Annotated in this window: 6 protein-coding genes; all 6 read left to right on the top strand. The window is 34.1% G+C overall.

Annotated features, from left to right (window positions below; translation table 11 throughout):
- Positions 1-93: 93 nt before the first annotated feature.
- Entirely contained in the window at positions 94-2,514 is a 2,421-nt protein-coding gene (locus tag IKK64_03810; GenBank protein ID MBR4119186.1) for a TonB-dependent receptor, read from the top strand.
- A 463-nt stretch (positions 2,515-2,977) separates the two neighbouring features.
- Positions 2,978-3,709: a hypothetical protein gene (locus IKK64_03815; GenBank protein MBR4119187.1), complete on the top strand. Its 732-nt coding sequence runs from the start codon at positions 2,978-2,980 to the stop codon at positions 3,707-3,709.
- A 326-nt stretch (positions 3,710-4,035) separates the two neighbouring features.
- Positions 4,036-6,045 (top strand): NAD-dependent DNA ligase LigA, encoded by a 2,010-nt coding sequence (ligA, locus tag IKK64_03820; GenBank protein ID MBR4119188.1) that lies wholly within the window; start codon positions 4,036-4,038, stop codon positions 6,043-6,045.
- A 119-nt stretch (positions 6,046-6,164) separates the two neighbouring features.
- Complete coding sequence (locus IKK64_03825) at positions 6,165-7,058, top strand: 4-hydroxy-tetrahydrodipicolinate synthase (GenBank protein MBR4119189.1); 894 nt, start codon at positions 6,165-6,167, stop codon at positions 7,056-7,058.
- A 13-nt stretch (positions 7,059-7,071) separates the two neighbouring features.
- Positions 7,072-7,518 carry a DUF4293 domain-containing protein gene (locus IKK64_03830; GenBank protein ID MBR4119190.1) on the top strand — a complete coding sequence of 149 codons (447 nt, stop codon included), beginning with the start codon at positions 7,072-7,074 and terminating at the stop codon, positions 7,516-7,518.
- 152 nt (positions 7,519-7,670) lie between these two features.
- Positions 7,671-9,208, top strand: a 1,538-nt coding sequence (locus IKK64_03835; GenBank protein MBR4119191.1) for a beta-galactosidase, incomplete at its 3' end; no start/stop codon positions are given.

The raw sequence follows: 9,208 nt of genomic DNA on the forward strand, positions 1-9,208 counted from the left end.
AACAAATATTTATCATTACAATAAATACCTTTAAACAAAATATTATTGCTTACATATATAATATGTAGATAAAAATTACGTTAATAAAATTGAATGTATCGATTAAAATATTACATAATACTCTGTTTAATGATTGTTTCAACCGTTGTTGAAGCAAAAAAGTTTATTGTTTCTGGCAAGGTAATTGACGAAGCAAATGAACCTATGGAGTTCGTTTCAGTACGAATTGCAGGAACAATGAGCGGAGCCTTAACTAACGAAAAAGGACTATTTTCAATAGAGGCACAAAGCAGAGATACAGCAGAGGTAATCATATCATATTTAGGATACGAAACAGTCAAACGCCGTTTAATAGAGCCGGAAGGAGAGATAAAACTAAACGTCAGATTATATCAAAAAGATAGCGATTTAGGAGAGGTATCAGTTAGTGAATTTCGCAAGCAAACATCAACTTTGGAATACCTCGATGCCGAAGATTTACGTCTAATGCCCGATGCAACAGGCGGTAGCATTGAATCTCTCTTAACAACAATGCCAGGAGTACATTCAAATAACGAGTTAAGTACACAATATTCTGTTCGTGGCGGAAACTATGATGAAAACTTAGTATATATCAACGGCATTGAAGTATATCGTCCACTAACCATTCGCTCAGGGCAACAAGAGGGGTTAAGTATTATAAACCCTGATCTGGTAGGAGCAGTAGGATTTTCATCAGGAGGATTTGCAAGTGAGTACGGAGATAAAATGTCATCGGTACTCGATATTACATATCGCAAACCAACCAAAATAGTTGAGGGAGCAATATCAGGAAGTTTAATGGGAGCAAGCGTTTCCGTTGGAAGCAAAATAAAAAACTTTACACAACTTCATGGCTTTAGATTTAAGAAAAACTCCTTACTGCTTGGCTCATTAGACACAAAAGGAGAGTACGATCCCTCATTTATCGATTACCAAACCTATATGACCTATAAGTTCAATAACAAATGGTCGGTAGCACTATTAGGCAACATTTCTCAAAACAAATATAATTTCACACCGCAAGAGCGTACAACAAGTTATGGAACATACGCTTCAGTTACCGAATTTAAGGTATATTTTGATGGAATGGAGAGAGATAAATTCCAATCATATTTTGGAGCATTCACAGTTGATTACACCCCCGCAAATCATACAAAACTATCTCTAATGGGATCTGCCTTCACAACAAATGAGGAGATACGTTACGATATAAGCGGAGAGTATTGGTTAAGTGAGTTAGATGCTGCAATTAACGGAGGAGAACCAGTCACCTCAGGAACATTAGGATATGGAGCATATCGAGAACACGCAAATAACACACTTAATGCAGCAGTATATGCAGCATCACTAAAAGGAGTAACTAAACTAAAAAAGAATAACGAACTACATTACGGAGTAACGTATCAATATGAACGCATAAAAGACCGAGTAAGAGAGTGGGAAACACGCGACTCTGCAGGATATACACTTCCGCACACTGGAAACGGAATTGATTTAATATCAAGCATATCATCACACCAAGATATGAAATCAAATCGTATATCTGCCTACATCCAAGATACATACAAATTGTATTGCAAAGCAGGAAGTTTTACATTCACAGGAGGAGTAAGAGCATCATATTGGGATTTCAATAACGAGTTTATTATTAGTCCGAGAGCATCCATTGGATATATACCCTCATTCCAAGAGCGATTAACATTCCGTTTTGCAACAGGAATATATTACCAAGCACCATTCTATAAAGAGTTACGTGATACAATCAGAGACAACCGAAATAATGTAATAGTACAACTCAATAAAAACATTAAATCACAACAGTCAATACACTTTATATTGGGAAGTGACTTTACTTTCAAACTCGGAAACCGCCCATTTAAATTTACGGCCGAAGCATATTATAAGATATTAAACAACCTAATACCATACGAAGTAGATAATTTAAGTATATGGTATCGCGATGGCAATAGTTCTCATGGATATGCAACAGGATTAGACCTAAAACTATTCGGAGAGTTTGTACCCGGAGTAGATTCATGGATAGGATTCTCATTGATGAGTACACAAGAGTATATAAATGGAGTAAAAGTACCACGACCTACTGATCAACGATATGCGTTTACATTATTCTTCCAAGACTACATACCAAAATTTCCACGCTTTAAAGTAAACATAAGAGCAATTGTAGCAGACGGATTACCACAATCTGCACCCCATAAAGGAAGAGAAGATGGATGGTTTAGAACACCTGCATACAAGAGATTAGACATAGGAGCATCGTGTATGCTTGCAGGAGGAAACGACAGGGTAATGAAACGCAAATTCTTTAAAGAACTACATAGCATTTGGTTAAGTTTCGATGTACTAAACCTATTAGACATAACCAATGTAAACTCATACTATTGGGTAACTGATATATACAACCAACAAAGTGCAGTACCCAATTACCTGACTCGTCGACAATTCAACATCAAACTATCTGTTGATTTTTAGTTAGACTTCAAAATAATAGAGGTTGAATTATTCATAAGTGGCTCTGCAATGAGCAATGCAGTGAATAATCCAACCTCTGTATCTGCAGTTATTTATTCTTTTATTTGCTATGAATAGTTATGAAATAAACTAAAATACAATAATCCTTTGACTATTTGAAAATGTTTTGTATTTTTGTGATAACAATTACTCAATTGTTATACATATTAATAGCCTTATCGTTCCGCAAATTACCACAATAGACTGAGACCGGCTATTTTAATCTTATCAAGGGTGTACTGCGTTTTATAACGTAGTGCCTTACTCCATTGATAAGATAGGGTGTGGTAATCCTGCGGAACGAGTGGATAGGCACTGCGTTCTTTTTTTGTGCTTTGCTTATCTATTTGATAAGGCTATATTGCACAAAACTATAAAACAAAGTATTATGAAAAAAGTATTTCTATTAACAGCCATTTTTGTAATGGCATCCTTACTAAATTCATGCGATTATTTTACATCGGACTTTAAAATAACAAAAGATAATTACACGCTAAAACCCGATGAGTTTATTCAAATATCACATTCGGGAAATACAACATCAGTTAAGAACCTTAATTGGAGTTCTGATAATGAATTTGTAGCAACAATTAAGAATGGAGTTATTTATGCAGGGAAAGTAGGTGAAACAAAAATATCCTCACAATCAGGACATACTATTACGGTAAAAGTAACACCTAAATATAAAACTTTCACAGAACCTTGTATGGACTTTTTAACAATGAGTCAAGTAAAGTCAAAATATGGTACGCCATATGCATCGACAAGTAACTCATTGTTATATAAAACTAATAACTCATCAGCACCATACATTATGTATATGTTTAGTGGTGGGAAATTGACTTATTCTACTGTTGTTTTAAAAAGTACAAGTAGTGAAGCATATATAGAAGAAATAGCAGGTTTTTTAACTGAAAGATACACTATTTTAGAAATAGATAACAGCACTGCTGACTTTGTTCATTATAAAGGTAAAAAATCATCACCTAAAATTGAGAAATTAGTTATTCTTGAATATTATAACTCATCTACAAAAAGCCCTGTTGTGATGTATGCCCCATATTCTAATACTAAAACAATGAGTGAAAGAATTTCTTCGTTTAATAGTTATAACGAAGAGATATACAATTATCTTCAAGAATTTACTTTAGAATAAAATATACATAGTGTACAATTTATTGTAGAAATATTTGTATAATTCATTGAAAATCGCTGATTTAATAGTGCTGTAGAAGTGTAAGACACTAATTAAGTTAGCGATTTTCTTTGTTATATAATGAATCCAATTTATATAGGTTTATTAGAATTCCTGCTTTTGACTCTCTGCGTGTAAAATAGATATATTTTTTATATTCAAAAAGCAAATATTAAATAAAACCGACATAAAAGAACGTCTTACATTTCTACGATAAATTATTTTACAACCTTACTAATTTATAGGTTTATTTGTTGTATCTTTACACAATATTTAAAGATGCAACAATGGATAATGTTAAAGAGATTATAGAGAGTCTTCGTAAAGAGATTGATGAACATAATTACAACTACTATGTATGTAACAATCCTACAATAAGCGATAAAGAGTTTGATGATTTACTTGCTAAACTACAACGTTTAGAAGATGAAAATCCTCAATACTTTTCACCCTCTTCACCAACACAAAGAGTAGGTAGCGATATATCAGAAGGGTTTACACAAGTTGAGCATAAATACCCTATGCTATCTCTTGGTAATACTTATACTATTGGTGAAGTTGAAGCATTTTATAATCGTGTACTTCAAGGATTAAACGAGCCATTTGAAATTGTTGCAGAACTTAAATATGACGGAACATCAATCTCCCTAACATACGAAGACGGCAGATTAATAAGGGCTGTTACTCGTGGTGATGGAACAAGAGGTGATGATGTTACTGCTAATGTAAAAACCATACGTTCTATACCTTTACAATTGAGAGGTGATAATTATCCTCAATCATTTGAGATTCGTGGAGAGATTCTTATGCCATGGACAGTTTTTGAAAAACTAAATAACGAAAGAGCATCACAAAACGAGCCTCTATTTGCCAATCCTCGAAATGCAGCATCTGGAACATTAAAACTTCAAAACTCAGCCGTTGTAGCAAAACGAGGTTTGGATGCTTATCTTTACTATATGTTAGGAGAAAATCTCCCATCGGATAACCATTATAGAAATCTTTCAATAGCTAATGAGTGGGGATTTAAAATCTCTCCTGATACTAAAATATGCCACTCTTTGCAAGATATGATTGATTTTATAAACTATTGGGATAGTGAACGTAAAAATCTCCCGGTAGCAACAGATGGTATTGTATTTAAAGTCGCTTCTCTTAAACAACAAAAAGCATTAGGTTATACAGCAAAATCTCCACGATGGGCAATTGCTTATAAATTCCAAGCCGAAAGAGCATGTACTCGATTAAATTCCGTATCGTTCCAAATTGGTAGAACTGGCGCTGTAACTCCTGTTGCAAACCTTGATCCTGTACAACTTTCAGGCACAATTGTTAAAAGAGCATCTTTACATAATGCTGATATTATTGAGGCATTAGATTTACACATTGGAGATATGGTGTATGTTGAAAAAGGTGGAGAGATTATCCCCAAAATTACAGGGGTTGATACTGATGCTCGTATGCTACTGATTGGAGATAAAGTTCGATTTATTAAAAACTGTCCTGAATGTGCTACCCCATTGATTAGATACGAGGGGGAGGCGGCACACTACTGTCCAAATGAGTCTGGTTGTTCTCCTCAGATAAGAGGACGTATAGAACACTTTATAAGTCGCAAGGCGATGAATATTGATGGACTCGGAGAGGAGACTGTTGATGCCTTTTACAAAGAGGGTTTAGTTAAAACAGTTGCAGACTTATATAAACTTAAAGTATCGGACATTGCCATACTTGATAGGATGGGGATGAAATCAGCCCAAAATATAATTGATGGTATAAACAATTCTCGTAACGTTCCTTTTGAAAGAGTTGTATATGCAATAGGTATCAGATTTGTTGGCGAGACTGTTGCAAAAAAACTTGCATACGCTTTTAAAGATATTGATTCTTTAATGAATGCAACAAAAGAGGAACTTGTTGCCGTTGATGAAATAGGCGAAAGAATAGCCGAAAGTGTTATTAAATATTTTGCCGATGAACGTAATCGCTCATTAATAGAGGAGTTAAGAGCAGAAGGCTTACAATTAAAACTCTCTGAAGAGAGAATTTCAATGTTTTCCGATACTTTGTCTGGACTATCAATTGTAATTAGTGGTACTTTTGAGAAACACTCAAGAGATGAATACAAATCACTAATAGAACAACACGGAGGTAAGAACACTTCATCTGTTTCTGCAAAAACAGATTACATATTGGCTGGTGCAAATATGGGACCTGCAAAATTAGAAAAAGCTCAGAAACTTGGTGTTAAAGTTATAAACGAAACCGAGTTCCTATCAATGATAGGAGAGTTATAGTAAACTTAGTTAATTAATATCAAATAGTTAATATTTGTACTTAATATTATTTAATTTGTTATAGTAAAAGTAGAAATTATTTATTATCTTCGCATCTTGAAATATTCGACAAGACCTTTATGGAGAGAATTAATTTAAAAGGATTGGGTGTTGCATTGATAACGCCTTTTAAAGAGGATGAAACTATCGACTTCACGGCACTCGGCAAACTAATTGAACACTTAATACAAAACAATATAGATTATCTTGTTGTACTTGGTACAACAGCCGAAACTCCAACATTATCAACCGAAGAAAAAAAAGAGGTTGTTTCATTTGTAAAACAAAGAGTAAATGGAAGAGTTCCTATTGTTTTAGGCGTTGGAGGAAATTGTACAAATAGCGTTGTCGCTCAATTAAAGAACGACAACTACGAAGGAATAGATGCTATATTAAGTGTTGTCCCATACTATAATAAACCATCACAAGAGGGCATATATCAACACTATAAAGCAATTGCTCAAGCAACTGAATTGCCAATAATCCTGTATAATGTACCCGGCAGAACAGGTGTCAATATGACTGCCGAAACCACTTTGCGTATTGCTCGTGAGTTTAAAAACGTTGTAGCAATCAAAGAGGCATCAGGAAATATTGTTCAAATGGATGATATCATCAAGAACAAACCTGCTGATTTTATGGTTATCTCTGGCGATGATGGTATAACTTTCCCTCTAATTACGTTAGGTGCTGTAGGTGTTATCTCTGTAATTGGAAATGCGTTCCCAAAAGAGTTTGGTAAAATGGTGCGTTTGGCTCTTAATGGTGATTACGATAGTGCATTAAGAATACACCATGAATTTACAGAACTATTCTCTCTACTATTTGTAGATGGTAATCCTGCAGGAGTAAAAGCAATGCTTAATGCTATGGGATATATCGACAATAAATTAAGATTGCCTTTAGTTCCAACACGTATTACAACATACGAAAAAATGCGTGTAGTATTAGATAACCTAAATATTAAATGCTAATAAAAGATAAATCATGATACAAAGAATTCAAACAATATACCTATTTATTGCTTCATTATTAATGGCATTAACAAATTGTTTTCCATTACTAAAATTCTCAGTTAGTGAACAAGAAACTATTCTGTTTAATACCTTCGGAATAGGTTGCGGAACAATAACAACCTATCCAATGGCCATAATTGCAATTTTATCTGCTATACTATTATTTATATCAATATTTATGTATAAAAACAGAATAAAACAAATTAAGATAGCATCAATATCTCTATTCCTTTCAATAATGTTTTATGCTGTTTTTGCCATATATTTATGGTACATAAAAGATTTAATAGAATATACATACACATCAGTATCATTTGGATTAATACTTCCTGCTATATCAGTAATATTAAATATACTTGCTGTTAAGGCAATTAAAGCAGATGAAAGATTAGTTCGTTCAGCAGACAGAATACGATAAGATATAAGGGAAATTACATATTAAGAAAAGTATGGGTTAAACTCATACTTTTTTTATTGTCTAATATAAAGGATATTGATTTAACTCATAATTTTTATTATCTTCGCCAAATAAAGCTATTTTGATAATTATAATCACTAATAATAAATATTATGAACTACAAGAAAATTAGAAATGCAGCATTGCTTTTACTGCTTTCTCCAATGATGCTCTTTGCAACACCTCGCACTGAGACTCTATTAGAGAAGGGGTGGCGTTTTACACGTGAAGACAATAGTTTGTTTTCAACAACAGACTTTGTTGACAATAATTGGCAAGAGGTAAGAGTTCCACACGATTGGGCTATTTATGGACCATTTAGCATTGACAATGACAGACAAAATGTTGCAATTACACAAGATGGACAGAAAGAGGCAATGGAACACGCAGGTCGTACAGGAGGCTTACCTTTTGTAGGTCCGGGTTGGTATAGAATATCTTTTGATATTCCAGAATTTAAAGAGGGTAAAAAATGTACTATTATCTTTGATGGTGCAATGAGCCATGCAAATGTATATATTAATGGAGAATTTGCAACTTCAAGACCTTACGGATACACATCATTTAATGTTGATGCTACACCTTTCATAAAAGAGGGAGAGAAAGTTACTTTGGCTGTCAGACTTGAAAACCTAATAGAGAGTTCACGTTGGTATCCCGGCGCAGGACTTTACAGAAATGTTCATGTTGTAGTTACTGAAGATGCCCATGTACCTGTTTACGGAACTCAAATTACAACTCCAGTAGTTGAGTTAGATTATGCAAAGGTAAATCTGAAAACAAAATTAGAGATGCCTGCAAATAAAACTATTGAAGATTACACTATTAAAACTGTTATCAAAGATGCTAAAGGAAACGTAGTTGCATCAAACGATAAAAATGGTTGTAAATTTGATGGTGGCATATTTGAACAAAATTTTGTAGTGGAGAATCCTATTCTTTGGACATTAGATGCACCTACGCTATATACAGCAGAGTCTAAGATTTACGAAGGAGAGACACTTAAAGATGAATATTCTACTACATTCGGATTCAGGACAATACAAATAATTCCTAATAAAGGATTTTATTTAAATGGAGAACGTACTCAATTTAAAGGAGTATGTAACCACCACGATTTAGGTCCTCTTGGAGGTATCGCAAATGAGGCTGGTATTCGCCGTCAAGTTCGCATACTTAAAGATATGGGATGTAATGCAATTAGAACATCTCACAATATGCCGGCTCCCGAACTTGTAAAAGCTTGTGATGAAATGGGTATGATGCTAATGCTTGAGTCATTTGATGAGTGGGTAACTCCTAAAGTTAAAAATGGATACAATACAATGTGGAATGAGTGGGTAGAGAAAGATTTAGTAAATCTAATTCATCAGTATCGTAACAATCCAAGCGTTGTAATGTGGTGTATAGGAAATGAAGTTCCAGACCAATGGAAGCCCGAGCAAGGTCCTAAACTATCAAGATATTTACAAGATATTTGTCACAGAGAAGACCCAACACGTCCAGTAACACAAGGTATGGATGCTCCCGATGCAGTGGTTAACAACAATATGGCAGCAACAATGGATGTTGCAGGATTTAACTACCGTCCTCACAAATATATTGAGAATTACAGCAAACTCCCTCAACAAATAATTCTTGGTAGTGAAAC

This window comes from Bacteroidales bacterium (assembly GCA_017521245.1).
In the GTDB taxonomy this organism is placed as follows: Bacteria; Bacteroidota; Bacteroidia; order Bacteroidales; family G3-4614; genus Caccoplasma_A.

Bases quoted from the DNA above. Each gene is read 5' to 3' on its own strand.
- IKK64_03810 (MBR4119186.1), top strand. From the start codon at position 94: ATGTATCGATTAAAATATTACATAATACTCTGTTTAATGATTGTTTCA.
- IKK64_03815 (MBR4119187.1), top strand. From the start codon at position 2,978: ATGGCATCCTTACTAAATTCATGCGATTATTTTACATCGGACTTTAAA.
- IKK64_03830 (MBR4119190.1), top strand. From the start codon at position 7,072: ATGATACAAAGAATTCAAACAATATACCTATTTATTGCTTCATTATTA.
- ligA (MBR4119188.1), top strand. From the start codon at position 4,036: ATGGATAATGTTAAAGAGATTATAGAGAGTCTTCGTAAAGAGATTGAT.
- IKK64_03825 (MBR4119189.1), top strand. From the start codon at position 6,165: ATGGAGAGAATTAATTTAAAAGGATTGGGTGTTGCATTGATAACGCCT.